Source organism: Streptomyces spectabilis (genome assembly GCF_008704795.1).
In the GTDB taxonomy this organism is placed as follows: domain Bacteria; phylum Actinomycetota; class Actinomycetes; order Streptomycetales; family Streptomycetaceae; genus Streptomyces; species Streptomyces spectabilis.
On the sequence record NZ_CP023690.1, the window covers coordinates 4032719 to 4057570 of the forward strand.

Annotated in this window: 21 protein-coding genes and 1 other RNA gene; 3 read left to right on the top strand and 19 right to left on the bottom strand. The window is 72.2% G+C overall.

All coding sequences use genetic code 11. The features are described from left to right. Nucleotides 1-358: 358 nt before the first annotated feature. The 4 genes from CP982_RS17480 to CP982_RS17495 all read right to left on the bottom strand — a co-directional run bounded on the left by CP982_RS17480 (nucleotide 359) and on the right by CP982_RS17495 (nucleotide 5090). Nucleotides 359-2713 (bottom strand): HelD family protein, encoded by a 2355-nt coding sequence (locus CP982_RS17480; protein ID WP_150511394.1) that lies wholly within the window; start codon nucleotides 2711-2713, stop codon nucleotides 359-361. Nucleotides 2714-2866: 153 nt separating this feature from the next. After that, on the bottom strand, nucleotides 2867-3739 hold the full coding sequence (locus tag CP982_RS17485) for an anti-sigma factor family protein (RefSeq protein WP_150511395.1): 873 nt from the start codon (nucleotides 3737-3739) through the stop codon (nucleotides 2867-2869). Then, nucleotides 3736-4305, bottom strand: a complete 570-nt coding sequence (locus CP982_RS17490; RefSeq protein ID WP_150511396.1) for a sigma-70 family RNA polymerase sigma factor — start codon at nucleotides 4303-4305, stop codon at nucleotides 3736-3738. Before CP982_RS17490 ends, CP982_RS17485 begins: the two co-directional genes overlap by 4 nt. Nucleotides 4306-4454: 149 nt before the next feature. Further along, nucleotides 4455-5090 (bottom strand): CGNR zinc finger domain-containing protein, encoded by a 636-nt coding sequence (locus CP982_RS17495; protein WP_150511397.1) that lies wholly within the window; start codon nucleotides 5088-5090, stop codon nucleotides 4455-4457. A gap of 278 nt (nucleotides 5091-5368) precedes the next feature. Between CP982_RS17495 and CP982_RS17500 the strand changes: the two genes are divergently transcribed. Further along, a complete protein-coding gene (locus CP982_RS17500) occupies nucleotides 5369-5941 on the top strand; it encodes an anthrone oxygenase family protein (RefSeq protein WP_150511398.1) in 573 nt (190 codons plus the stop codon). Here CP982_RS17500 and CP982_RS17505 read toward each other — a convergent pair. The 8 genes from CP982_RS17505 to CP982_RS17540 form a co-directional block, all read right to left on the bottom strand. After that, nucleotides 5893-7032, bottom strand: coding sequence for a uroporphyrinogen-III synthase (locus CP982_RS17505; protein ID WP_150511399.1), 1140 nt, complete (start codon nucleotides 7030-7032; stop codon nucleotides 5893-5895). The two genes, CP982_RS17500 and CP982_RS17505, sit on opposite strands and share 49 nt — an antisense overlap. A 143-nt stretch (nucleotides 7033-7175) precedes the next feature. Beyond that, nucleotides 7176-8537, bottom strand: coding sequence for a nitrate/nitrite transporter (locus CP982_RS17510; RefSeq protein WP_150511400.1), 1362 nt, complete (start codon nucleotides 8535-8537; stop codon nucleotides 7176-7178). Between the two features lie 137 nt (nucleotides 8538-8674). Continuing rightward, complete coding sequence (locus tag CP982_RS17515; RefSeq protein ID WP_308294307.1) at nucleotides 8675-9712, bottom strand: hypothetical protein; 1038 nt, start codon at nucleotides 9710-9712, stop codon at nucleotides 8675-8677. Beyond that, the gene (locus tag CP982_RS17520) at nucleotides 9709-10368 is read right to left on the bottom strand and encodes a hypothetical protein (RefSeq protein ID WP_150511401.1); all 660 of its coding nucleotides are present in this window, start codon (nucleotides 10366-10368) and stop codon (nucleotides 9709-9711) included. The genes CP982_RS17515 and CP982_RS17520 overlap by 4 nt, the downstream gene beginning before the upstream one ends. A gap of 164 nt (nucleotides 10369-10532) precedes the next feature. Further along, nucleotides 10533-11720 (bottom strand): acyltransferase family protein, encoded by a 1188-nt coding sequence (locus tag CP982_RS17525; RefSeq protein WP_150511402.1) that lies wholly within the window; start codon nucleotides 11718-11720, stop codon nucleotides 10533-10535. Next, entirely contained in the window at nucleotides 11717-13840 is a 2124-nt protein-coding gene (locus CP982_RS17530; protein WP_229879169.1) for a bifunctional polysaccharide deacetylase/glycosyltransferase family 2 protein, read from the bottom strand. Before CP982_RS17530 ends, CP982_RS17525 begins: the two co-directional genes overlap by 4 nt. Before the next feature lie 80 nt (nucleotides 13841-13920). After that, a complete protein-coding gene (locus CP982_RS17535; protein ID WP_150511404.1) occupies nucleotides 13921-14661 on the bottom strand; it encodes a hypothetical protein in 741 nt (246 codons plus the stop codon). 420 nt (nucleotides 14662-15081) lie between these two features. Further along, nucleotides 15082-16074, bottom strand: a complete 993-nt coding sequence (locus CP982_RS17540) for a LysR family transcriptional regulator (protein ID WP_150511405.1) — start codon at nucleotides 16072-16074, stop codon at nucleotides 15082-15084. Between the two features lie 83 nt (nucleotides 16075-16157). Between CP982_RS17540 and CP982_RS17545 the strand changes: the two genes are divergently transcribed. Next, nucleotides 16158-17504 carry an MFS transporter gene (locus CP982_RS17545; RefSeq protein WP_150511406.1) on the top strand — a complete coding sequence of 449 codons (1347 nt, stop codon included), beginning with the start codon at nucleotides 16158-16160 and terminating at the stop codon, nucleotides 17502-17504. On the opposite strand, the gene dacB is transcribed toward CP982_RS17545, so the two are convergent. From dacB to ftsE, 6 genes are all read right to left on the bottom strand, one after another. Next, a complete protein-coding gene (gene dacB, locus CP982_RS17550; protein WP_170316447.1) occupies nucleotides 17485-19083 on the bottom strand; it encodes a D-alanyl-D-alanine carboxypeptidase/D-alanyl-D-alanine endopeptidase in 1599 nt (532 codons plus the stop codon). The two genes, CP982_RS17545 and dacB, sit on opposite strands and share 20 nt — an antisense overlap. Before the next feature lie 96 nt (nucleotides 19084-19179). After that, nucleotides 19180-19550: a transfer-messenger RNA gene (gene ssrA / locus CP982_RS17555) on the bottom strand. A gap of 131 nt (nucleotides 19551-19681) precedes the next feature. Beyond that, a complete protein-coding gene (smpB, locus tag CP982_RS17560) occupies nucleotides 19682-20203 on the bottom strand; it encodes an SsrA-binding protein SmpB (RefSeq protein ID WP_150511407.1) in 522 nt (173 codons plus the stop codon). Nucleotides 20204-20221: 18 nt separating this feature from the next. Then, on the bottom strand, nucleotides 20222-21421 hold the full coding sequence (locus tag CP982_RS17565) for a S41 family peptidase (RefSeq protein ID WP_150511408.1): 1200 nt from the start codon (nucleotides 21419-21421) through the stop codon (nucleotides 20222-20224). Nucleotides 21422-21521: 100 nt separating this feature from the next. After that, nucleotides 21522-22439: a permease-like cell division protein FtsX gene (gene ftsX / locus CP982_RS17570; RefSeq protein WP_150511409.1), complete on the bottom strand. Its 918-nt coding sequence runs from the start codon at nucleotides 22437-22439 to the stop codon at nucleotides 21522-21524. Between the two features lie 106 nt (nucleotides 22440-22545). Continuing rightward, nucleotides 22546-23235 carry a cell division ATP-binding protein FtsE gene (ftsE, locus tag CP982_RS17575; RefSeq protein WP_016644946.1) on the bottom strand — a complete coding sequence of 230 codons (690 nt, stop codon included), beginning with the start codon at nucleotides 23233-23235 and terminating at the stop codon, nucleotides 22546-22548. 240 nt (nucleotides 23236-23475) lie between these two features. Here ftsE and CP982_RS17580 point away from each other — a divergent pair, with 240 nt between their 5' ends. Beyond that, nucleotides 23476-23670, top strand: coding sequence for a hypothetical protein (locus CP982_RS17580; protein WP_150511410.1), 195 nt, complete (start codon nucleotides 23476-23478; stop codon nucleotides 23668-23670). Between the two features lie 206 nt (nucleotides 23671-23876). Here the strand turns inward: CP982_RS17580 and CP982_RS17585 are convergent, their stop codons facing one another. Beyond that, entirely contained in the window at nucleotides 23877-24557 is a 681-nt protein-coding gene (locus CP982_RS17585) for a hypothetical protein (protein ID WP_150511411.1), read from the bottom strand. Between the last annotated feature and the right edge of the window lie 295 nt (nucleotides 24558-24852).

A 24852-nucleotide genomic window follows, 5' to 3' on the forward strand; every position in this document is an offset into this window, starting at 1 on the left:
CTGTTGCCGTCCGATGGTCGCACCTACCCCTGAGTACGTGGTAGCCGCCCCGGATTGAGAACGTTTTGTTCACCGTAGTTTTGGAAAACTACTTCCACCATACGAGAAGTGGCAGGGTCCGGGGAAGAGGCGCGGACGTCGAGAGCGGGCGAAGAAAATCGGGAGCGGGCAAAGGAAAAGGTCCGCGTCACGGATGACGCGGACCTCTTCTCACGTTGAGTGACACCGACCCGCCATGCTCGCCTCGCGGCAAGTGGTCGCTCGTAGCGACGAAGGTTGGGCCCGGGGGCTTGGATCGAGCCGGTGCCACATCAACGGTAACAAACGAATCCCGTAAGGCAATTCCCGTAGCAGGGGGTCATTCCCGGAGCAGGTCCGGCACGCCGTCCGCGTCCGGCTCGTCGCGCTCGCCCGACAGGACCGTGAGCTGCTGGGTGGCACGGGTCAGCGCCACGTACAGGACGCGCAGGCCCGCCGGGGACTCGTCGGCGATCTCCGCGGGCGAGACGACGACCGTCGCGTCGTACTCCAGGCCCTTGGCCTCCAGGCTGCCGAGCGCGACGACGCGCTCGCCGAGCCCGGCGAGCCAGCGGGCCGCCTGCTCGCGGCGGTGCATGGCGACGACGACGCCCACGGTCCCCTCGACCTCGTCGAGCAGCCGGGCCGCCTCCTCGCGCACCGACCCGCCCAGGTCCTTGCCCCGGACGACGGCGAAGCGCGGCTCGACGCCCGTGGAGCGGACGGCGGACGGGGACTCCGAGCCGGGCATCGCCAGGGCCAGGACCTTGGCGGCGAGGTCGGCGATCTCGGCGGGGTTGCGGTAGTTGACGGTCAGCGTGAAGCGGCGGCGCGGGCGGGAGCCCAGGGCCTCGTCGCGGGCGGCGGCGGCCTCGTCCGGGTCGGACCAGGAGGACTGCGCGGGGTCGCCCACGACCGTCCAGGTGGCGTGGCGGCCGCGGCGGCCCACCATGCGCCACTGCATGGGGGTGAGGTCCTGTGCCTCGTCGACGATGACGTGCGCGTACTCGGTGCGCTCGGCGGCGAGGCGCTCGGCGCGCTCGCGCTGGGACTCCTCGCGCACGGGCATCAGCTCGTCGAGGCCCGTGAGCTGGTCGAGCGGGTCGAGGTCGCGCTTCTTCTTCGGCCGCGCGGGGGTGCCGAGGATCGCCTGGAGCTCGTCCAGGAGCGCGATGTCGTGCACGGAGTACGCCTCGCGGCGCAGCGAGCGGGCCAGCTTGCGCACCTCGCCCGGGTTGAGCACCCGGCGCGCCCAGCGGCCCAGGCGCTTCTCGTCGGCCATCGCGCCCAGGACGCCGCGGGGCGTGAGGACGGGCCACCAGGCGTCGAGGAACGCGATGAACGCGTCCTCGGTGGTGACGTCCTCGTCGAACGACGAGCGCAGTTCGGCGGCGAGTTCGGGGTCGCTGTGGCGGCCGGCCGCGCCCGACTTGTCCCAGAGCGCGTCCAGGAGGAGCTTGCGGGCCCGGGGGCGGAGGAGGTTGACCGGGGCGGTGCCGCCGAGCGCGTTGCGCCGGATGCGGGCCAGGTCGCCCGCCTCCAGCTCCAGACGGCGGCCGAAGGCCACCACGCGGAGCCTGGTGGGGGTGCCGGGCGCTGTCGGCGGGTGCGGGGCCACCGCGGCCACCGGTTCCATCGGGAACAGGGCGTCCTCGTCGACGGCCGGGGCCGGCGCGGGCGGGGTCTCCAGAGCCCCTCTGGCCGCCTTGCGGAGGATCTTCAGCATGCGCGACGAGCCCTTGACGCGGGCCACCGCGGGCGTGTCGTAGACCGTGGCGTCCACGCCGTCGACGAGGGAGCCGACCGCGCGGATGGCGACCTGCCCCTCCTCGCCGAGGGACGGCAGGACGCCCTCCGTGTAGGCGACGAGCAGCGGCGTCGGCGAGACGATGAGGATGCCGCCCGCGTAGCGGCGCCGGTCCTGGTAAAGGAGGTACGCGGCGCGGTGCAGCGCGACCGCCGTCTTGCCGGTGCCGGGGCCGCCCTCGACGTACGTCACGGACGCGGCGGGGGCCCGGATCACCATGTCCTGCTCGGCCTGGATGGACGCCACGATGTCCCGCATGGTGTGGCTGCGGGCCTGTCCGAGCGCGGCCATGAGCGCGCCGTCGCCGATGACGGGCAGCGCCTCGCCGCCCAGGTACGCCGTCAGTTCGGGGCGCATCAGGTCGTCCTCGACGCCGAGCACCTTGCGGCCCTTGGAGCGGATGACGCGCCGGCGCACGACCCGGCCGGGGTCCACGGGGGTGGAGCGGTAGAAGGGGGCGGCGGCGGGCGCGCGCCAGTCGATGACCAGCGGGGAGTAGTCCGCGTCCAGGACGCCGATGCGCCCGATGTGCAGGGTCTCGGCGATGTCGGCCCGCAGCCCCGACGCGTCCTCGCGGACCGCGCCCTCGGCGGGCTCGACCGCCGTGTAGGCGCCGTCCGGGCCCTTCTTGCCGTCCTTGCCGAGCAACAGGTCGATGCGGCCGAAGAGGAAGTCCTCGAACTCGTTGTTGAGGCGGTTGAGATGGATGCCCGCGCGGAAGACCTGCGCGTCGCGCTCGGCGAGCGCGCCCGGCGTACCGACCTGAGAACGCTGGGCGGCGTCGTTCATCAGGAACTCGGCCTCGTGGATCTTCTCCTCCAGGCGGCGGTAGACCTGGTCGAGGTGTTCCTGTTCGACGCTGATCTCGCGGTCGCGTACGTCGGCCACCGGGGCCCCTTTCCTGACGTGCTGCTGCTCGTACTGAGCAGCCGTCCACCGTACGCGAAAGGGGCCCCGCTTGTGCAGTCTCGTACGCCGTCCGACGCCGGGCCGTGACCCGGGGCGTTGCTGGTCAGGGCGGTGAAAGGGGCGGGGGCGGGCTCAGACGTCCACCGACACGAGGCGTTCGCCGTCGAACGTGGTGACCTCGAAACGGTCGATGTCGCCGCGGTCGAAGGCCGCGCCGCCGTGCACGTACAGCGGATTGCGGGCCCATTTGTTCGAGCTGTCCTTGATGCCGTAGCCCCACTTGGGCACGGACCAGGACGACACCGTCTCGCGCCTGCCGTCCTTGCCGACCGCGACGAGGGAGCACTTCAGCGGGCCCTTGACGTTCTTCAACTCCAGGACCGTGTGGGTGCCCCAGGCCTTCTTCTCGGTGCCGACCGTGGCCGTGACCTTGGTCGCGGGGTCGGTGGCGGTGGTCTTCTCCTCCATGTGGTGGAAGAAGGCGTCCTCGGCGGGCGAGGTGGGGTGCGGGTCGATCGCCACCTGCCCCTTCGAGCCGTCGTCACCGCCGTCGGCCGCGACGACCGCGAGCGGCCCGCCGATGATCAGCGCGGCCGCGGCCGCGACCAGGTACAGGCCATGCCTGCGCTTCCGCGCGCGCCGGTCCGCGACCTCGTCCACGAGGCGTTCGGCCAGGCGCGGGCTCGGCCGGGCGGCGAGCTGCTCGCCGACGTCGGGCAGGCCGCGCGGCCGCGGCACGGCCGCGTCCTGGCCTGTGGGCGCCCCGAGCGCGCCGCGGGCCCCGGGCAGGTCCGCCAGGGCGGCAAGCATCGGCTCCATGCCGGAGAACTCCTCCAGCTGCCGCGCGCAGCTCCCGCAGCCCGCCAGGTGCGCCTCGAACTCGGTGGCCTCCGCGTCGTCCAGGATGCCGAGGGCGTAGGCGCCGACGGTCTCGTGCACCGCGCCGGGATCCTGCGGGTCGTGACCCCCTTGGTCACGGCCGTGTGCGTCGTACGGCGTACTCATGCCGTCACCCCCCGCTCCTCCAGAGCCAGCTTCATCGAGCGCAGCGCGTAGAAGACCCGCGAGCGCACCGTCCCACTGGGTATGCCCAGGGTCTCGGCCGCCTCATTGACCGTACGCCCTTTGAAGTAGGTCTCGACAAGTACCTCCCGGTGCGCGGGAGTCAGGTCCTCCAGCGCGTCCGACAGCGTCATCAGCCACAGCGCCTTATCGATCTCGTCCTCCGCGGGGATGACCTCCAGCGGCGACGGGTCGACCTCCTGCGGCCGGGCCTGCCGACTGCGGTGGCCGTCGATGACGATGCGACGCGCGACCGTCACCAGCCAGGGGCGTACCGAACCGGTCGCACGGTTGAGCTGACCGGCGTTCTTCCAGGCACGGATGAGCGTTTCCTGTACGACATCTTCGGCGCGCTGCCGGTCGCCCGCCACCAGGCGGAGCACATAGGCGAGAAGGGGGCCCGCGTGCTCGCGGTACAGCGCGCGCATCAGCTCCTCGTCCGGCTCCGGCACGGGCGCCGCACGATGTCGGTGCGGGCGTTCATCGGCCACGGCGGAATCCTTGCGCACGTCTGCCTCCGCTGTCCGCTGTTCGTCTCGGCTGCCCGACTCGGCGTCGCTGGCCGGTCACCAGGGACGTACGGACGGGGCGCGAGGTGCGTTCAAGACGGCGGCGAAGTTTTCCCGGGCGGCTTTCCCGGATCTCCCGGCCGCCTCGTTCACGCGCGCGTGAGCGCCGCCGCGCGGCGGCGGTGCCGGGCCACCCGTTCCCGGTTGCCGCACACCTCGCTGGAGCACCAGCGACGGCGGTGCCCCCGCGAGGTGTCGAGGTAGACGATGGGACAGCGGTCGCCCTCGCACCGGCGCAGCAACGAGCGGGCCACCGGGTCGGTGAGCAGCTCGACGGCGTCGCGGGCCACGGCCGCGAGCAGCGCGGCGCGCCCCGGAGCGCCGTGCAGGGCGCGGGTGAGGCTGCCGTCGGCGTGGCGGACGGCGCGCGGGGCGGGCGGGGCCGCGGCGGCCAGCGCGTTCACCCGGGCGAGCGCGGCGTCGGCGGGCCGTCCGGCCAGCTCGCCGCCGACCAACCGGTCGATGTGGCACCGCAGTTCGCGGAATCCGGCGAGCCAGTCCTGGTCGGCGTCCGGCAGCGGCGTGCCCGGCGGGACCAGGCCCGCCCCGGCCAGCCAGGCGCACAGCCGGTCCACGTCGTCGAGCCGTTCCACCGGGTGGGTCGTCGCGAGGAGGTCGAGGCAGCTCCGGCCGGAGTCGAAGCGCAGCTCGCCGTACGCGACCTTGTGCGGGGCCTCCTGGGGGGCCTCTTGAGGCGCCCTCTGGGGGGCCGCACTCAACGCCATGCGCGTGTCACCGCCTTGGGGTCGCCGGTGCGTCCGGGGGCCGTTCCGGTGCGTGCCGACATGCGGGTGCGCGCCGTCCGTACGCCCGTCCGTACCCCTACAGTGCCCGTCCGGGCGCGGGTCCGGAACCCCTGCCACCACGCGCGGACGCCACTGTGGCAGGAGTCGGACGCGCCGCGGACCGGTGGACGGACGCGCCGCGGGCCGAAGACGCGCGCTTATGCCGGTGCGCTCGTCGGCCATGGCCCCGGCGGCCGCGGACGGCTTGACTCGATGCCATGACGAGCGACGGCACACCCCACTCCGACCGCCCTGCCGGCGGTGTCCTCCTGGGCGCGGCAGCGCTCACCACGGGTCTGATGGCCGGATCCTTCTACGTCTTCGCGTGCGCGGTGATGCCCGGCCTCGCGCGCAGTTCGGACCGCGCGTACATCGAGGTCATGCAGCACATCAACGACGTCATCCAGAACCCGGTGTTCTTCTTCGGCTTCGTCGGGGCGCTGCTGAGCACCGGGCTCGCCGCGTGGCGGCTGCGGCGCACGCCGCTGCGGTGGTGGGTGCTTGGCGCCCTGGCCGCGTACGCGCTCGCCTTCGTGCTCACCGCCGTGGTGAACGTGCCCCTGAACGACGACCTGGCCGCGGCGGGCGACCCGGCGCGGATCGCCGACCCGGCCGCCGTGCGCGCGGACTTCGAAGACCCCTGGGTGGCGTGGAACATCGTGCGGGCGGCCCTGTGCACGCTCGCGTTCGGCCTGCTCGGCCGGGCCCTCGTGCTGCGCGGCCGACTCCCGGGAGCCCCGGCTCAGAGCCCGTACTTGGCCCCGGACGCCGGGTCGAGCGCGAGCCGGTAGCCCCGTTTGACCACGGTCTGGATGAGCTTGGGCACGCCGAGTGCCGTGCGCAGACGGGCCATCGCGGTCTCGACGGCGTGTTCGTCGCGGCCCGTGCCCGGCAGGGCCCGCAGCAGTTCGGCGCGCGCGACCACCCACCCGGGCCGCCGCGCGAGCGACCGCAGCAGCGCCATCCCCGCGGGCGGCACGGCCCGCAGCTCGCCGTCCACCAGGACCGCGTGCCCCCTGATCTCCACCCGGTGCCCCGCGACCGGCAACGCCCTCGCCCGCGCGGGCAGTTCCTGGCACAGGAGCTGCACGAGCGGGCCGAGCCTGAACCGCTCCGGCTGCACGGTGTCCACGCCGAGGCCCTGCAGCGGCAGCGCGGTCACCGGGCCCACGCAGGCCGCGAGCACGTCGTGCGCCAGGGCGGCGCGCAGCTCCTCCGCCATCCCCCGGTCCTCGGCCCGCGCGAGCAGCGAGGCGGCGGCGGGCGCGCTGGTGAACGTGAGCGCGTCGACGCCGCGCGCCACGGCCGCGTCGAGCAGCCGGTCCACGGGCGCGAGGTCGGCGGGCGGCAGCCATCGGTACACCGGTACGAGGACGACGTCCGCTCCCCCGGCCCGCAGGGCCTCCACGAACCCGGGCAGCGGCTCGCCGTGCAGCTGGAGCGCGACGCGCCGCCCGCAGACGCCCTCGGCGAGCAGCCGGTCCAGGACCTCCGCCATCGACTCCGACGTCGGCGACCAGTGCTCGACCAGGCCCGCGGCCCGCACGGCGCCCTTCACCTTCGGCCCCCGCGCGAGCAGTTCGACCCCGCGCAGGCGCGCGAGCAGGGCCTCACCGTGGCCCCAGCCGTCGGCGGCCTCCACCCAGCCGCGGAAGCCGATGGCGGTGGTGGCGACCACCACGTCCGGCGCGCGGTCGATCAGCTCCTTGGTGGCGGCGAGGAGCTGCCCGTCGTCGGACAGCGGCACGATCCGCAGCGCGGGCGCGTGCAGCACGGTGGCGCCGCGCCGCTGGAGCAGCGCGCCGAGCTCGTCGGCGCGGCGGGCGGCGGTGACGCCGACGGTGAAACCGGCGAGGGGACCGTGCTCGTGGATCACGTTCATGTCTGGCGTCCCGCTCGTAGTAGTGGCCCGTCCGTCCCGGAGTCCCTCCGCCCCGTCGCGGCCGTCTCCCCAGGTCGACGGGCCATCGAGCCTGCCAACGGCGGGTGACGGTCCTGGATCACCCCGATGTCCGCCGTGTTACGTCACACCTCGGCGTACGACGGCTCCCGCTCGGCGCTCGCGGCGGCCACGGGCCGGGTGCGGGCGGCGGGGCGGCGAAGGTATACCGCCCAGGTGACCCCGAGGCACAGGGCGTAGAACGCGAGGAAGGAGACGTAGGCGGCGGTCCCCGAGCCGACGCTCAGGAACGACTGCCGGAAGGCCAGGTTGATCCCGAGCCCGCCGAGCGCGCCGACGGCCCCGATGAGCCCCATGGCGGCGCCCGAGAGCCGCCGCCCGTACCGGTCGGCCTCGTCCCCGGTGAGCCCCTTGCGCAGGGCCTTCGCCTGGAAGATGCCCGGGATCATCTTGTACGTCGAGCCGTTGCCGAGGCCGCTGAGCACGAAGAGCACCACGAACGCGCCGGTGAAGAGCCCGAGCGACTCCTTGACGGAGGCCAGGACGACGACGCCGGTGGCGACGGCCATGGCGACGAAGTTCCCCAAGGTGATCCGGGCCCCGCCGTAGCGGTCGGCGAGCCGTCCGCCCACGGGCCGGATCAGCGAGCCGAGCAGCGGCCCGACGAAGGTGAGCTGCGCGGCCTCCAGGGGCGTGCGCCCGAACTGGGTCTGGAGCACGAGGCCGAAGGCGAAGCTGAAGCCGATGAACGACCCGAAGGTCCCCACGTACAGGAACGCCATGATCCAGGTGTGCGGGTCGCGCGCGGCCTCCCGGGCGGCGCCCGTGTCGTTGCGCACGGAGGCGATGTTGTCCATGAACAGCGCGGCGCAGACGGCGGACACGACGACCAGCGGGATGTAGACGCCGAGCAGTAGCCGGGGCCCGCCGCCGGCCCCGATGACGGCGAGCGCCACGAGCTGCACGACGGGCACGCCGATGTTGCCGCCGCCCGCGTTGAGGCCGAGGGCCCACCCCTTCTTCCGCAGCGGGAAGAAGGAGTTGATGTTGGTCATGGAGGAGGCGAAGTTCCCGCCGCCGATGCCGGTGAGCAGCGCGCACGCCATGAACGTGCCGTACGAGGTGCCCGGCTCCATGACGGCGAACGCGGCCACGGTGGGCAGCAGCAGGAGGCCCGCCGCGATGACCGTCCAGTTCCGTCCCCCGAACCGGGCGACGGCGAAGGTGTACGGCACGCGCACGACGGCGCCCACGAGCGTCGCCATCGACACCAGGAAGAACTTCCCCGCCGGGTCGATGCCGTACTCCGGCCCCATGAAGAGCACCATGACCGACCACAGGGTCCACACCGAGAACCCCACGTGCTCGGAAAGGACCGAGAACACCAGGTTCCGTCGGGCGACGCGCTCCCCCTCCCGCTCCCAGAACGCGCCGTCCTCCGGATCCCACCGCTGGATCCACCTGCTCCCTTTACCCGGCACCCGCATGTCAAGCCTCCCCGGCCAACGACTGGTGCTCCCGAAGGTAGGGACGGCTCGTTTCGGCCCCGTGCCGACGGATGACCACGGGGGAACGTTGGGCTCACGGTGAGGGGGCGGGCGGTGAGAGGGCCGCCCGCGCGGCCTCAGCGGTTCACGGACTGGATCTCCTTGACCACGACGTCCTGGTCCGCGCCGAACTCGCCGTCCGGCAGGTCGTCGCCCTTCTCAGTGGTGCTCGTCCAGCTGATCTCCCAGGTGACCGTGGCCCGCAGGCCGTACGAGCCGTCCCCCGAGGACCGCAGGTACTTCACCCCGCACGGCGGCGTCTCCTCGCTCTTCCCCTCGGCCCAGGGCTCACCGATCCGCCCCTTCACGACCGGGCACTCCCCCGAGGCCGGATAGGTCTCGGCGTCCTTCGTACCGGGGTCGATCCGCAGCGAAACCGGCTTCGCCGTAGTCGTGGCCGAAAGCCCCGTCCCCGGCAGACTCGCCGTCACCGAGACCTCCTTGAACGTCGCCCGGTCCAACCAGACCCAGGTCGGCAGATTCACTTTGGTCTCGGCTTTGGGGGCCATCGTGATCTCGGTGCCGGGGATGGGGAGTTCGTCGTAGGCGTACTCCGCGAGAATTCGCGGGCTGACGGCGAGGGGCTCGTCCGGGGTCTTCTTCTCGTCCACCCAGAAGGGCGGTTTGTTACAGGAGTTGACCTGCGGATCGTCGAGGCGGTTCTTGTTCTTCACCGCCGCCCAGAACATCCCCTTGCCCTGCTTGTCCAGGTTGTAGTCCTTGTACTCGCCGTCCTTGTATCGCTTGTCGAGGGCATCTCCGAGAACGCCCCCGATGCCCCCGATGAACGGCAGGGAGTCCAGGCTGCGCAGCGCCTTCACCGTGGATTCGAGCTGCTTCGGCGAGAACGCGGGCTCGTACCAGCAGGCAGGCGGCGTCCAGTTGCTGTTGGCAGGGGTGAGCGTGCCGGTCTTCGTAGAACGCGAGTTGCCGTTGGTCGTGGTCTGAATCTTGGTCTGAGCGAAGATGGCGCCGTTGTTGTTCCCGCCCTTGCCGCTGCCCTCGATCGGCTTTCCACCGCCCTTGCCACCACTCGCGTAGGCGCTGCCGGGCACGACCACCACGGCCAGCGCGAGCATCGGTACGAGCGCGTGCCGAATGGTCCGCCGGTTCACAGGCACTGCTTCGCCGCCTCGATGGACGTGACGGACGTCGTCTGCCAGACCCCTTCGGCGTTCTTCTCCAGCCTCGTGTTGAAGAACGCGTAGTCCTTGTCCGAGGCCGGGATGGACTTGTCCACCTTCTTGGTCTTGCGATCCAGGGGGTACGTCTTGCTGGAGTCCATGCAGTAGGTCACCGCGGCGGTTCCCTTCTTGAGGATGGTGACGTTTCGCTTGTAGTAGCGCGTCGTGCCGACGAACGACCTACCGTCGTCATAGAAGCCCTTGATGTACGTCGCCGCCGAAACCAGGGCATCCCCCGCCGAGTAGAACTTCAGCGCCGGGTGCTCCTTGGCATTCACCGTGACCGCCTCATCGAGAGAGTCGATGCGCCGCTCGCTGTCCGCGAGGATCACGTCCTTCTTCGCGTCGCCCGTCCGCCCGCCCTCGAAGACGTTCTTCACGCCCTTGGGCAACTTGATCTGCGGGCGGTCTATCGCGTCGTCCGAAGCCTTCGGCGACGGTGTCGCGCTCTCGCTGCTGCCGTTCCCGGCGCCCTCGATCTTGTCGTCGTTCTTGGAGCCGCCGTCTCCGCCGCCGCAGGCGGAGAGTGACAGGACTGCGGCAGCGGTCAGAGACGCGGCAGCGAGCAGTGTGGGTCGGCGGTTCACAGTCAGCTCCCATGGGACGTGGGTTCACTTGAGTGAACCCACGCTATCCACGGGCAAAGCGGCGCGCGAGGGTGAGGTTTGCCGAGGACGGGGGCAGATGGGGGCATACCCCCGTCGCGCGGCGGGGGTTGTTGCGCAACGGTCGCAGAACCCGGGAGGGGCGGTTACGGCCCGCCCCGGCCCCGCTTCGCGCGGCCGTCCGGCCACGCCCGCGGCCTCCGCCGCGCGGCCAGGTCCTCCACCCACCCCACGGCCAGCACCATCAATCCGATCAGCGGCCACACCAGCATGAACATCCACATCATGTACGTCGAGTCGAGCGCCGCCATCGTCCGCTCGGTCATGAACGGGACGTCGTACGCCATGTCGATCAGTGGGACCGTCGCCATGATCAAGAGGTTGTGCCAGAGGTAGATCGTGACGGCACGGTTGTTGGAGAGGGTGATGAGCCCGTCCCACCTGGCCAGGCGGCCGGGGAGCCGGTGCCAGGACGGGGAGTGGACGAGCAGGACGACGACGAAGCCGAGCGACCACGTGGCCTGGGCGAGGGGGATGTCGTTCAGGTCCCAGCCGTCGGGACCGAGGTGGCCCGAGGCCCACCACAGGCCGAAGGCCATGGTGAGGGTGGCGAGGGAGACGGCGAGGTAGCGCGGGACCCGCGCGAGGACGCCGTCGTGGTGGGCGAAGCCGAGGATCCAGCAGCCTCCGTAGACGGCGAAGTCCCAGACGGCGTCGCCCGTTTGGCCGGGGATGCGGACGATCTCCGTGGTCAGTAGGGCCGTCAGGGCCAAGGGGGCGAGGAGCGTCGCCCAGGGCGCGCGCCGGAAGGCCCACAGGAGCAGCGGCGAGGCGACCACGAACCACAGGTACGTGCGGAGGTACCAGAGCGGGCCCACGACCTGCACGGCCCAGGTGTCCTCCAGGAGGCCCGCCTTGTCGCCGAGGTGCCAGGGGAAGGGCGGCGCCCCGACCGGCAGGACGTAGTTGGCGAGGCTCAGCAGGCCCCAGGTGCCGCCGAGGTCCGGGTCGTCGCCCGGCTTCCAGCCCGCCGCGAGGAGCAGGAACAGGGCGGCCGCGCTGAACACCCACAGGGGCGGAAGGAGGCGGCGTACGCGGGACTTGATGACCTGCCACGCCGGACGCTTCAGGGAGCGCGCGGTCAGGGAGCCCGCGAGGGCGAACATCACGCCCATCGACGGGAACAGGACCGTCAGCCAGGCCCAGCCGAAGAGGTGGTAGACGACGACGCGGACCAGGGCGAGGGTGCGGAGGAGGTCGAGATAGCGGTCACGGGGAGCCGGGGACGGCACCGGGGCCGGGGGCGCGGCCGCGCGCGTGGGGTGGTGCGTCATGCCACCGTCCCCCCTTCCGCGCCGCCCGCCGGCCACCGCCGCGCCGGGGCGCCCGGCGCCTCCACCACGCCCGTGCGCCGCAGCTTCTGCCAGCGCAGCCGCCCGCCGGTGAGGGCGGTGATCCAGGACTGGAGCAGGACCACGTACATCAGCTGCCGGTAGAGGATCTGCTGGAGCGGGAGCGAGAGCAGGTGGGTCAGGGGCTCGCGGTCCAGGCGGAAGGCGTACGCCGCGCACACCGCCTGGACGGCGAGGACGCCGAGCCAGGCGGCGACCGTCTTCTGGGTGGGCCCGAAGACAAGGCCGTAGAGGAGGAAGACGTCGATCAGGGGGGCGAGGAGCGGGGCCAGGACCATGAACAGGGACACCAGGGGCAGGCCGACCCGGCCGAAGCGGCCCGAGGGCCCGGAGTCGATGAGCGCGCGCCGGTGCTTCCAGATCGCCTGCATCGTGCCGTACGACCAGCGGTAGCGCTGGGACCAGAGCTGGCGCACGGTCTCGGGGGCCTCGGTCCACGCGCGGGCCTTCTCGGCGTACACGACGCGCCAGCCGTCGCGGTGCAGGGCCATCGTGATGTCGGTGTCCTCGGCGAGCGTGTCGTCGCTCATGCCACCGACCCGCTCCAGGGCGGAGCGGCGGAAGGCGCCGACGGCACCGGGGATGGTCGGCATGCAGCGCAGCACGTCGTACATGCGGCGGTCGAGGTTGAAGCCCATGACGTACTCGATGTGCTGCCAGGCGCCGATGAGCGAGTCCCGGTTGCCGACCTTCGCGTTGCCCGCCACGGCGCCCACGCGCGGGTCGCCGAAGGGCTGCACCAGCTCCCGGACCGTCGACGCCTCGAAGACGGTGTCGCCGTCCATCATCACGACGAGGTCGTGGCGCGCGTTGGCCAGGCCCCTGTTGAGCGCCGCCGGCTTGCCCGCGTTGTGCTGGCGGACGACGCGTACGTTCGGCAGGCCGAGGCCCTCGACGATGCGGGCGGTGCCGTCCGTCGAGCCGTCGTCGATGACGAGGACCTCGACGGGGTGGTCGCTCGCCATGAGGGAGCGGACGGTGTTCTCGATGCACTTGGCCTCGTTGTACGCGGGCACGAGGACCGAGACCGGCTCCGTCACCGGCGCGCCCCACGTGGCATCGCGTTTGCGGACGCGACGGGTGTGGATCGCGGAGAGCACCAGCATCAGGGCGAACCGGCCGAGGACCAGGAAGCCGATCACCGCGAGGCCCACGACCAGGATGTCGGTGATGTGCTCGGCAGCGGTGATCAGGGCGATCCAGATCCGGCCCTGCCACAGCGCGAGGCCGGTCACGCGCGCGTGGGCGCTGGGCGCTTCCAGGGCCTGGGTGAGGTTGGTGAACTCGTAGCCCTGCTGCTTCAGCGTCGGCAGGAAGCGGCTCAGGGCCGCCACCGTCTGGGAGCGGTCGCCGCCCGAGTCGTGCATCAGGACGATGGCGCCCTTGCCGTCGGCGGGCGTGGCGCGGCGGATGATCTCGGCGACGCCGGGGCGCTTCCAGTCCTCGCTGTCGGTGTCGTTCACGACGGTCAGATAGCCACGGCTTCCGATGTGCCGCGCGACCGGCCACGACGTGTTGTCCATGGCGTCGGCGAAGGAGGAGTACGGCGGGCGGAAGAGCGAGGTGCGGATGCCCGCGGCGCCCGCGAGCGCCAGCTGGTTCTGGGACAGCTCCCGGTCGATGCGGCCCTTCGACTGGTACGAAAGATCGGGGTGGTTGAAGGTGTGCAGGCCGACCTCGTGCCCCTCGCGGACCATGCGCGCGACCAGGCCGGGGTGGCGCGAGGCCATCGTGCCGGTGACGAAGAAGACGCCGTGCGCGTCGTGTTCGGCCAGGACGTCGAGGACCTTCGGGGTCCACTCGGGGTCGGGGCCGTCGTCGAAGGTCAGCACGATGCGGCGGTCGGGCACGCGCAGGGTCTTCGGGCGGTCGCCGCGGGTGTCGATGACCGGGCCGCCCCGCAGGACCTCCTTCGGGACCTGGTCGGTGGCGGCGGGCGGGCGGACGCGGTGGTCGGCGAGGATCTCGCTGTGCACGTACCCGCGGAGCAGCAGCATCGCGAGCAGGGCCACGAGCAGGAGGCTGGGCAGGAGATAGCGCATGGGCAGGCGGCGGGCGGCCCGCGTGCGGGCAGCGGGGCCCGCGGCGCGGCGGTCGGCGCCGCGCCCGCTGGAGCGGGGGTTCATGGCTGGGCTTCCTCCGGTGGGGCGGCGCTCGTGTCGCTCGCGGGCGGCGATCCGGAGGCGGCCCCGCCGCCCGCCTCGCCGCCCGCCTCGCCGCCCGCCTCGGCGCCGTCACCCGCGCCGTCACCCGCGCCGTCGCCTCCGCCCTGGTTCTCGCCCTCGGGCGAGGGGGTGGGCGGGGCGGCGGGGGGCTCGGGGTCCCGCGAGGGCTCGGCGGCCGGGGGTTCGGGGTCGTTCGTGGGCGCCGGGGCGGGAGCGCCGCCGCCGTCCGTCGGGCGGGGAGCCGGAGCCCGCCGGTCGCCGCCGCGCGTCGGGGCCGGTGCCGGTGCCGCCGGTGCGTCGGGACCGCGGCCGTCACGGGCCCTGGAGGGCACGGCCGCGCCCGGACCGCCGGAGGGCACGACGACCCGGTCAGGGGCCGTCCCGCTCGTCGTCCGCGAAGGGCCGGGCGAGGGTGTCGTACCGGACGAGGGCGCGGAATCGGGCGAACCCGTCGACTCCGCCGGTACGTTCGGCGTGTCCACCTTGCTCGCGGGCTGCTCGTCCTTGGGGTCGGGCACCGGCAGCCAGGGCGCGCTGGAGTTGCCGGAGGCGAGGGTGGCGACGATGACCACCGCGTACCCCGCGCAGGCGAGGCCGACGAAGGTGCCGATGCGGCGGTATCTGCGGCCGCGGCGGCCCGTCTCGTCGACGAACACCGGGCCTTCGGCCAGATCGGTGCTGTCTGAAACTGTTCCCATGACTCGCGTGCCGCCGACCCCGGCGGGAGACTCTCCCGCCAAGTGCCGCCCGACACCGTCGATCTGGACCGTGACCTCGTGCGGGTCGTGGACGTACCCCGCCGAGGCGAAGGTGCGACCCGCGGGGCCCGCCGTCGGGACCGGCGGACCCACCGTCGGACCACCGCGCGGGTCACCCGACGAATCGCCTGGTAGACCGCCTGTCAGCACGCTCGCCGGGTCGTCCGACAGCGTGTTCTCACGCCAATTCTCGCCGCGCACGCGCAACCCCCCACTGGAACGGAGCGGGTGCGCGTACGACTCGCCGGGCCCTCGCCGTCCGGACCGGGCCCCCACCCGGCCCGAGCGCCCCCACTATCACACCGCACCCGGGCGACGAATGTAGCGCACGCCGGGGACAACAGTGTTTTCTCGCCAGACTTAACTCACCATGATGAGTGCATCGTTGTCCGGAATCCATGCATTCGCGGGCCTGACCAGCCATCCTTCCGCCGCAGCGAGTTCGGCCGCCGCGCGCCGCAGCGCGTCGAGACCGGGGTGGTCCAGGCCGCGCCGCCACACCAGGGACACCGGCGACAGCGGCACCGGGTCGACGAGCGGCCGCAGCACGGCGCCGGGCATCCCGGGGAAACCGACCACGGCGAGGACCGGGTTGCGGTGCTTTGCCATGATCCGCGCGAATTCCTCGGGCCCGACGGCCAGCGGGGCGGGCGGCGCGACCTCGATGCCCCGGCCCGCGAAGAGGCGTTCGGCCAGGTCCGTCCACTCCAGGGTGCGGTCGTTGCCCGCGCCCGCGTACACGCGCTCGCCCGCGAGCCGGGCCAGCGGCACCTCGTCCAGGGCCTCCAGTGGATGCCCGGCCGGGAGCAGCACCGCCATCGGCTCGTACCGCACCGGCTGCTGCGCGAGCGGGGCGCGCAGGGCGGCGGGCAGCCCCGCGTACCGGCCGAACGACGCGTCGAGCCTGCCCGCCGCGATCTCCGCCGCCGCGCCCGTCAGACCGCTCTCGAAGCGGGCCATCAGCTCGCAGTGCGGGACCAGTTGGCGGGCCCGCTCCAGGACCCGCCCGAAGACGAGGCCGGGGCTGTTGAGGTCGACGAGGAGGGGGCGGGCGGCAGCGGCGCTCCCGCGCGCGAAGGCGGCCGTCAGCTCGTCCTGCGCCGCCAGGACCCGTCGGGCGTACGGGAGCAGTCGCTCGCCGTCGGCCGTCAGCACGACCTGCCGCGTGGACCGTACGAACAGATCCGTCCCCAACTCCCGCTCCAGGCGCCGCACATCGCGGCTCAGCGCCTGCTGGGCGACGTAGAGGCGGGCGGCGGCGCGCGTGAAGTGCAGTTCCTCGGAGACGGCGACAAAGGCGCGGAGCAGCCGGGGCTCCACGTCGCGGGGCGCCCCGGGCGGTGAGGTGACCATCCGGGGAATTTACAACACAGACGCGTTAATCGCCCTCAAGAAGGTGTTGGACCACTCCTAGGGGCAGCGATGAGCCTTGAGCCATGCCGCAAGCCCCTTCGCCGCAGGCCCCTTCCGACGCCCCCGACATATCCCCTTCCGCCGGCCCCGCCGACCCCACCGACCCCACCGCCCCGGCGGCATCCCACACCGCTCTCCGGGACCGGGGCGCCCGCCGCAACCCCTACGCCCGCCTCTTCACCGTCCCCGGAGCCCTCGCCTTCACCGTCGGCAACCTCATCGCGCGGCTGCCCATGGGCATGTTCAGCGTGAGCGCGGTGACGATGATCGCCGGATCCCGCGGCTCGTACGCGCTCGCGGGCGCCGTCACCGCCACCGGGCTCGCGGCGACCGCCCTCGTGGCGCCCTGGACGGCGCGGCTCGTCGACCGCCACGGGCAGGCCCGCGTGGCCGTGCCCGCCACCGCGTTCGCCGTGCTCGGCTCGCTCTCGCTGCTGCTGTGCGTACGGTACGGGGCCCCCGACTGGACCCTGTTCGCCTCGTACGCCGCCACGGCCACGGTCCCGAACACCGGCGGCATGTCACGCGCCCGCTGGGCCCACCTCCTGAAGGGCGACGCGCGCGCCCTGCACACCGCCAACTCCTTCGAGCAGGCCGCGGACGAGCTGTGCTTCATGCTCGGCCCGGTGCTCGCCGCCTTCCTGTGCGGGGCGCTCTTCCCGGAGGCGGGCACCCTCGTGGCCGCCGCGCTGCTCCTGACGGGCGTGCTGCTCTTCGCCGCCCAGCGCACGACGGAACCGCCGCCCCACGGTCGTACGGACCCCGCGTCGAAGACGGGATCACCCCTCCGCGCACGGGGCATGCCCGCGCTGCTCGTCGTCTTCCTGGCCACCGGCGCGGTCTTCGGCGCCATGGAGGTCGTCACCCTCGCCTACGCCGACGAGCGGGGCCACAAGACGGCCGCGGGCCTCGTCCTGGCGCTCCAGGCGGCGGGCTCGTGCGCCGCGGGGCTCGTCTTCGGCGCCGTCCGGCCGCGCGGCCCGCTGCACCGCCGCAGGCTGCTGTGCGCGGCGGCGATGGCGGCCCTGATGTGCCTGCCACTGCTCGCGGCCGCCGCCACCGGCTCGCTCGTCGTGCTCGCGGGCGCGCTGCTGTGCGCGGGGATGGCGACCGCGCCCACGATGGTGACCGCGATGACGCTGGTCCAGAAGCTCACCCCCGAGGGGCGGACCAACGAGGGCATGACCCTCGCCGTGACCGGCCTCCTCGGGGGCATCGCCTGCGGCGCGGCGGCGAGCGGCTGGACCGTGGAGCACCTGGGCGCCACCACGGGCTACGCCGTGCCGGTGGCCGCCGCGGGCTGCGCGCTCCTGCTCACGCTCCTCGGCGGGGACCCCGCCAAGGAGGCCGTCAGCACCGGGCGGGCTTGACCCACGAGCACTCCAGGTCCCCGCCGCCCGGCTCCCCGGCTCCGGCCCGCCGCGCGCGCGGCTCCACCAGGACCGCCTTGTCCGCGGTGGACTTGGCGAGCGTGACGACGATCGCGTCCTCCACGGGCTTCACGGAGGAAGCCAGGTGGTTGTTGAGGACGATGCTGAAGACCAGTTCGCGCCCGCCCGCGTCGGTCACGTACCCGGAGAGGCCGGACGCGCCGGTCAGCGTCCCCGTCTTCGCGCGCGCGTTGCGGGCGGCGGGCGTCCCGCACATACGGGTGCGCAGCGTGCCGCCGACGAACTTGTCCGGCTCGCACGCCACCGGCAGGGACCGGTACCAGTCGGCGAACCAGGGCTCGCCCTTGGCCGAGCGCAGCAGCGTGATGAGCTGGTGGGCCGGGATGTTGTCCTTGCGCGAGAGGCCGGAGCCGTCGACCTGGCGCAGCTTGCCCGGGTCGACGCCCGCCGTCTTCAGATAGCCGCCGATCGCCGCGATCCCGTCGCCCCAACTGCCGGGCCGCCCGGTCGCCTTGTGCCCCATGGCCTTGGTCAGGTGCTCGGCGTGCATGTTGTTGGACAGCTTCATGAACGGGATGAGCAGGTCCTTGAGCGGCATGGAGGCGTGCGAGGCCAGTGCGCGCGCGTCCTTCGGTGTCGCGCGCCCCGCCCTGGTCGGTCCGCTGACCTTCACCCCGTGGGCGGCGAGCGCGTCCCGGAAGACGGCGGCGGCGTACCGGGTCGGCTCCCAGACGGTCACCCACTCCTTGGTGGCGGCCCCGCCGAGGGGAATGGAGCCGGTGACGGTGATGGTGTTCTCGCCGTGCCGCCGCTCGACGGCGAGGCTGTTGGCGCTGCCCGCGGCGCCCGTGGTGGCGCGCAGGTCGATGTCCACGTAGTCGGTCTTCGGGGTGAGGGACACGCGCGGCGCGTCCCCGGGCCCCGCGCCGGGCGTCACCTCGACGACGACGGTCCCGGTGTCGTAGTCCGTGTCGGGCGCGAGGCTGAGGGCCGAGATCTGGGCCGCGTAGTACGACGACTCGTCGTCGGCGCCCCAGGTGTCGCCGACGCGCCGGTCGTCGAACCGGGTGTCGTCGGCGACGAGCCGCCCCGAGACGCGCCGGACACCGGCCGCGGCGACCTTCGCCGCCAGCGCGTCGTAGTCCTTGGCGAGGGTCGTCGGGTCGCCGGTGCCGCGCAGGTAGAGGTCCCCCTTGAGCACGGGCCCGTGCCGCTCGCCGTCGGCGAGGACGTCCGTGGTGAACCGGTGGTCGGGGCCGAGGACCTCCAGGGCGGCGGCCGAGGTGAGCATCTTGGTGTTGGACGCGGGCATGAGCCGCCCGGTCGGCCGGTGCTGGTAGAGGACGTCGCCGCTCTTGGCGTCGGCGACCACGACGCTGGCGACGCCGCCCTCCATACGGGGGTCGCCGAGGATGGTGTCGATGGCTTCGGGGAGCCCGCTGCGCTCGGCATCGGCCCCGGCCGGGGCGCTGAGGGACAGCGAGGCGGCGACGCCGAGGACGGCGGGCCAGATCCAGTGGCGCATACGGGTGTTGACGCGACTCACGGGTCTACTCATGACCCTGGAGGATCCCGGATGACGGCCGGAAGCAAAAGAGCACACGACGAAGGCCCGGCGGTCGGGTGACCACCGGGCCTTCGTCTCACATGGGAATTGTGGAGATGGCGGGAATCGAACCCGCGTCCAACGGTGCAGAATCAGGGCTTCTCCGTGTGCAGTCCACTGCGATTTTCTCAGCCCCGGAGATCACGTGGACAAGTCTCCGACGGGCTCAGTCACTGTTTGATTTCCTCCTAGGCCCCGTGACCGGGTCTAGAAGTTTAGTCCCCTAGCTGATGCCAGGATCCGGGTCGGGAACAGCCCCGGGCTGACACTTCGCAAAGTCGCTACTTAGGCAGCGAGGGCGAAGGAATCGCGCTTGGTGTTGGCGATTATTGGTTGCGACATATGGTTAACGAGATCATTGCCGCTTCCTCGACACGCTTCCCCTGCTTCGACATCCGCTGTCGAAACCGATCATCCCCATGTTGATTTTTCAAACCCTCCGAGGAGGGGCCGCCCCGTCACCAGCGGAGCATGTCCATCGTACGTGACCGACGCCGTCGCGTGCCAGCGCATTTCCCCGCCACGGGGGACCCGGGCCGGTGCGGGGGGCCTAGGCGATGCCCTGGCGCCGCCGGACGGCGGAGATCGCGCGGTTCGTCTCGCGCAGGTCCTGCTTCTCGCGCAGCGTCTGCCGCTTGTCGTACTCCTTCTTGCCCTTGGCCAGCGCGATCTCGACCTTGACGCGGCTGTCCTTGAAGTACAGGGCGAGCGGTACGAGCGTGTGCCCCGTCTCCTGGGACTTCGCCTCCAGCTTGTCGATCTCCGCGCGGTGCAGCAGCAGCTTGCGCTTGCGCTTGGCGGAGTGGTTGGTCCACGTGCCCTGGACGTACTCCGGGATGTGGATGTTGTGCAGCCAGGCCTCGTGGCCGTCGATCTGCACGAAGCCGTCCACCAGGGAGGCCCGGCCGAGCCTGAGGGACTTGACCTCGGTGCCCATCAGGACCACGCCGCACTCGTACGTGTCCAGGATGTGGTAGTCGTGCCGCGCCTTCTTGTTCTGCGCGATCATCTTGGGCTTGGCGGCCTTCTCGTTGGCCTTCGCGGCCTTGCGCTTTACCTTTTCCTTCGCCATAGTGCGGCCATTTTCGCACTACGAGGGGGGTCCGAGGCCAGTCAATACTGTCTCGGCCCGCTCCTGGGCCCCGCCGTCGACCTCGAGGTCCGGGGTGATGCCCCGGCCGTCGACCCCCCGCCCCGAAGGGGTGCGGTAGTGCCCGACGGTCAGCTCGGCGACGGAGCCGTCGGGCAGGCGGCTCGGCATCTGCACCGAGCCCTTGCCGAACGTCCTGGAGCCCACGACGACCGCGCGCCCGCGGTCCTGGAGGGCCCCGGTGAGCAGCTCGGCCGCGCTCATCGTGCCGCCGTCGACGAGCGCGACCACGGGTCTCGCGGCGTCGCCGCCGGGGCGCGCGTGCAGCGCGCGCTGCCGCCCGCGGACGTCGTACGTCGCCACCAGGCCGCCGTCCAGGAGCGCGGAGGCGGCGGTGACGGCCTCGGTGACCAGACCGCCCGCGTTGCCCCGCAGGTCGAGCAGGACACCGGCGCCCCGGGGGGCCCGCCGCACCGCGTCGCGCACGGCCGCGCCCGAGCCCTTGGTGAAGGCGTCCACCTTGATCTTCACGGCGCCGTCGCGGAGCCGGGTCACGCTCACCGAGTCCGTCGACAGGCGCTCCCGGCGCAGCGTCGTCCGCCACGCGCGCGTGCCGCGCTCCAGGCCGAGGGCCACCGGGGTGCCCTCGCGGGCGCCACGCAGCAGGGAGACGACCTCCGTCACCGGGCGGCCCTTGACCTTGCGGCCGTCGACGGTGGTGAGGCGGTCGCCCTGGCGGATGCCCGCGCGGGCGGCGGGTCCCTCGGCGCGCACCTTCGACACCTCGATGCGGCCGTCGGCGGCGCGCCGGGCCCACAGGCCGACGCCGGTGTAGGCGCCGTCCAGGGCCTGCTCGAACTCCTTGTACTCGCCCTGGGAGTACACCGACGCCCAGCGGTCGCCGCTGCGGCTGACGGCGTCCTCGGCGGCCTCGGTGCCGGACTTGCCGTCGGCCATGGCCTCGGCGGCGGCGTCCGCCGCGTCCTCGGCGGGGTCCCGGTCCCGATCCCGGTCGGGGTCGGGCTCGCGGGACGAGGCGACGGAACGGGTGGAGGGGGCCGCAGGGTTCCGGCCTTCCGGGGGGTCCTCGCTCCAGGAGCCGGTGGCCGCGCCGGCTGCCAGGACGCTCGCGAACACCAATGTCAGGGCCGCCCCGTGGCGGATGCGGCGGGGCGAGGCGAGCCAATCGGGGCCTGACATGTCGGTGAGTCTAGGACAACGAGGGGCGCCGTACGGTCGGTTGACCGCACGGCGCCCGAGGCACTCCTCACATCAGCGGCACCCCGCGCCGCCCGTCACCTCACACCTTCAGGTACTTGCGCAGCGCGAGGAAAGCGGCAAGGGCAGGCATGAGCAGTCCGATGACGAGGACCAGCGGCAGGACCGCGAAGACGGAGTCCCAGCCGATGAAGTTGATCAGCGTCAGCTTCTCGGAAAGCTCCAGGCCGTGGTCAATGATGAAGTACCGGCCGAGCAGCAGGAACCCACAGGCGAGCCCGCCGCCGATGAGCCCGGAGACGGCGGCCTCCAGGATGAACGGCATCTGGATGTAGAGGCTGGACGCGCCCACCAGACGCATGATCCCGGTTTCACGGCGACGGCTGAACGCCGAGACCCGCACCGTGTTGACGATCAGCATCAGGGCGACGACCAGCATCAGGGCCATCACCGCGAGCGCCGCCTTGTTCATGCCGTTGAGCAGCTCGAAGAGGTTGTCCAGGACGCCCTTCTGGTCCTCCACCGACTGCACGCCGTCACGCCCGGAGAAGGCGGTCGCCACCACCTGGTACTTCTCCGGGTCCTTCAGCTTGATGCGGTACGACTCCTGCATCTGGTCCGGGGTCAGGGAGCTGGACAGCGGGGAGTCGCCGAACTGCTCCTTGTAGTGCTTGTACGCCTCGTCCGCCGTCTCGTGCTCGACGGTGTCCACGACCGACATCTTCTTGAGGTCGGTGAGGATCCGGTCCTTCTGCTCGTTGGTGACGGCACCCTTGGCGCACTTGGGGTCCTGCTCGGCGTCCGCCTTGTTGCAGAGGAAGATCGAGACGTTGACCTTGTCGTACCAGTAGCCCTTCATCGTGCTCACCTGGTCGCGCATGAGCAGCGAGCCGCCGAACAGGGCGAGCGAGAGGGCGACCGACACGACGACGGCGAAGGTCATCGTGAGGTTGCGGCGGAGACCGACGCCGATCTCCGACAGGACGAACTGGGCGCGCATGGCGGCCTTTCGGTGGATCAGGTGGAACAGATGGTTCCGGCAGGCGGGTCGTCGGGGCCGGCCGAGGGACACCAGGGGCCGGCCGCCGACGGGGGCAGTCGTCGTATCAGTGCTGGTAGCCGTAGACGCCGCGGGACTGGTCGCGGACGAGACGGCCCTTCTCCAGCTCGATGACCCGCTTGCGCATCTGGTCCACGATCTGCTGGTCGTGGGTGGCCATCACGACGGTGGTGCCGGTCCGGTTGATGCGGTCGAGCAGCTTCATGATGCCGACGGAGGTCTGCGGGTCGAGGTTGCCCGTCGGCTCGTCGGCGATCAGGAGCTTCGGCCGGTTGACGAAGGCGCGGGCGATCGCCACGCGCTGCTGCTCACCACCGGAGAGCTCGCCGGGCATCCGGTCCTCCTTGCCGCCGAGCCCGACGAGGTCGAGCACCTGGGGCACGGACTTGCGGATCTCGCCGCGCGACTTGCCGATGACCTCCTGGGCGAAGGCCACGTTCTCGGCGACGGTCTTGTTCGGCAGGAGCCGGAAGTCCTGGAAGACGGTGCCCAGCTGGCGGCGCATGTGCGGCACCTTCCAGTTGGAGAGCCGGGCCAGGTCCTTGCCCAGGACGTGCACCTGGCCGTGGCTGGTGCGCTCCTCGCGGAGGATCAGCCGCAGGAAGGTGGACTTTCCGGAGCCGGATGACCCCACCAGGAAGACGAACTCGCCCTTTTCGATCTCCAGCGACACATCGCGGAGCGCCGGACGGTTCTGCTTCGGATAGGCCTTGGAGACGTTGTCGAATCGGATCACGGATGCACCACGGGTAGCCGGGGGTAGGTGAGCGTGACCATACGCGAATGCGGTACGCGAGCGCAGTCGGCGTCCTGAGTTGCGCGATTTGTCGCGGACGGAGGAGGGGGCGGATCGGCCGGAAACCGGCGGTGGACGGTGGGCCGCGCCGAAATCCGTGGAAGCTGGCACAGTGGTAGGGGGAACGGTTGAGGTTCCCAGAGCGTTGGGCAGGCTGAGACTGTGCGGGAGGAGAAGCGCATGACCTTTGACAGGTTGGTGTGCGCGAACTGCGCGGCGCCTGTGAGCGAGGGCCGCTGCCCCGTGTGCCGGGCCAACCGGGAGCGCATGCAGCAGCAGGAAGGCCCCTTCGGCGGCCTCAGCCCCGCGACCCTGATAGGGCTGCTCGTCGTCCTGATCGCCGCGATGGCGCTGCTCGCGCACCAGAGCGCGTAGGCACCGGAGCGCGTAAGGACCGGATACGGGGCCGAGCCGCCCCGGTCGCGGCCGATCACCACCGATGACCACCGGTCGCGACCGACCGTGACCGAATGTGAGCGCCGATGGTCACCGGTGGCCGTTCGCGCCTTTTGGCGCCGCATACGGAGAAGGCCCGGAGCCATATGGCTCCGGGCCTTTTTCCGCTTGTCCACCCGGGAGGGTTACGCGGCTGCCCCGCGGTTGCCGGCCAGGCGCGGCAGGAGGCGGAAGCCGATGCCGCCCGCGATCATCGTCGCGGCGCCGATGACCAGGAAGGTCACCTCGGTCGCACCGGTGTCGGCCAGCTCACCGTCGTTCTTGCCCTGCCCCTTGTCGGCCACCTGGTCGACCTGCTGCGGGGAGGTGCCCGTGTCGGTCAGGCTGTCCTTGCCCTGGCCCTGCTCGACGGGCCGCTCGCCGCCGCCCGCGGGGTCGGCGCCGTTGCCGCCGCCGTTGCCGCCGCCGCCCGTGCCGCCCTCGCCCGGCTTGCTCGGGTCGCTGGTGGGCTTGGGCGGTTCGGTCGGCCGCGGCGGTTCCGTCGGCTGCGTCGGCTGGTCGGACGGCTCCGGCGGGCGCGTCGGCTGCGTCGGCCGATCGCTCGGCTCCGGCGGCTCCGTGGGCTCGGTCGGCTCGTCGGTCGGCTCCGGCGGGTTGCTGGGCTCCGGCGGGTCCTCGTCGTCACCCGGGAGGTCCACGTCGACACCGATGCCGTTCTCGTCGGCGGAGGCGCTCGCGCCCGCGCCGCCCAGGTCGACGCCCACGTCCAGGGCCGAGGCGGCGCCCGCGGCGGTGAGCGACGCACCGGCGGCGATCACCGCGCCGGCGGCTATCCGCGCGATGCGGATCCGCGTCTTCTTGGTCATCAGGCTGCTACCCCCAGTAGCTGATACGTCAGTGAGGCAGCGCCCGGGGCCCCGGTCACGGAGCGGCTCTCGATCGGCCCTCCGGATCACACGCGCCCCAGAGATGCGCATGCCGCCCGCTAGCCTTTCCACTTTTCTGAGCACCGTCAAGGACGTTGCGCGCGCGATGCCCGTTATGCGCTCAGTTGACCGTCGAGCGGACATGCGACTGTGACGAAACGAGCGCGAGAAGCCCACAACTGGCCCTGGGGGCACCCGAAGAGCGCCCGGAAACACGGCAGCCACGGCCCTCGGG